The organism is Thiolapillus sp., from assembly GCF_048562965.1.
GTDB lineage: Bacteria > Pseudomonadota > Gammaproteobacteria > Chromatiales > Chromatiaceae > Thiolapillus > Thiolapillus brandeum_A.
The window spans coordinates 1-1,160 of record NZ_JBHNMF010000898.1; the positions used below are offsets into that span (position 1 = coordinate 1).

2 protein-coding genes are annotated in these 1,160 nt (G+C 55.1%); both read left to right on the top strand.

Going from position 1 to position 1,160, the window contains the following annotated elements:
- Window positions 1-552 (top strand): transposase (locus tag ACOCD2_RS21005; RefSeq protein ID WP_419626046.1); only part of this gene is annotated, 552 nt, incomplete at its 5' end.
- A 73-nt stretch (window positions 553-625) separates the two neighbouring features.
- On the top strand, window positions 626-1,160 hold a 535-nt coding region (locus tag ACOCD2_RS21010), incomplete at its 3' end, for a transposase (protein WP_419583293.1).

The window sequence follows — 1,160 nt, forward strand, 5'->3', positions numbered from 1 at the left end:
GTGCACGTGCTCGACCGGTTCCACATCATGGCCCATTTCAGCAAGGCCCTGGACGAAGTGCGTGCCGGCGAGGTGAAGGAGCTGAAGGCCAAGGGATATGAGCCTGTTCTGACGAAAAGCCGCTGGCTGCTGCTGAAGCGACCGGAACATTTGACCGATGCGCAGGAGAGCAAGCTGGCGGAACTGCTGCAGTACAACCTTCGCAGCGTGCGGGCCTACCTGCTGAAGGAGGCGTTCCAGTTCTTCTGGGGTTACGTTTCGCCCTACTGGGCCGGTCAGTTTCTGGATAGGTGGTGTACGAAAACGATGCGATCGAAAATCGAGCCGATGAAGAAAGTGGCCCGGATGCTGCGAGGTCATCGGCCGCTGTTGCTCAACTGGTTCCGGGCCAGGGGGCAGCTTTCCAGTGGTGTTGTGGAGGGTTTCAACACCAAGGCAAAACTGACCTCCAGAAAATCCTTCGGTTTTCGGACGTATCGGGGCGCGGAAATCGCTTTGTATCATGCACTTGCTGCTTTACCCGAGCCTGAGTTTACCCACAAATTCTGCTGAGGAGCCAAAATAGTTGACATAGCAAGGCGCGGCCTCTCAGAAGAGAAATCAACACAAACTTCTGGAGGCCGCTATGGACGCGAAAGGATATAGCCGTATCCCCCGCGAACTGTGTTATTGGATAACATTTTTGGCAGAAGCGCTACCCCTGAGATCCGTGGGTACCTTCATTGAATTGTTGATCGGGGCGATGCTCACCCCAGCAGGCTTTGTAACCGAAGCCTACTTGGTCGTCACGATGCGCAATCACTGGAGCAGTTATTACAAATGGTTGCAGAAAGGGCGCTGGTCCTGGTTGGGGCTGTCTCGACAGTTTGTCCGATTGATATTGAAGGTCGTGAAGCAGGAAGTCATTCACCTGGTGATCGATGATACCTTGACGCTTCGCGCCTCGAAGAAGGCGCCGGGGAGCCAGATTCATCATCAGCATGGCAACAAGCCGAATTTGGCGCAATATGTAAGAGGCCAATGCTGGGTCAGCCTGGCTTGGGTGATCAGGCGAGAGAAACAGCCGGTGGCCTTGCCCTTGTTGACCCGCCTGGTTCCTGGTATCAGTAACACGGGAAAACGGGTGGCGGCCAAAACCCTGATACGGGCCGTATACCGTT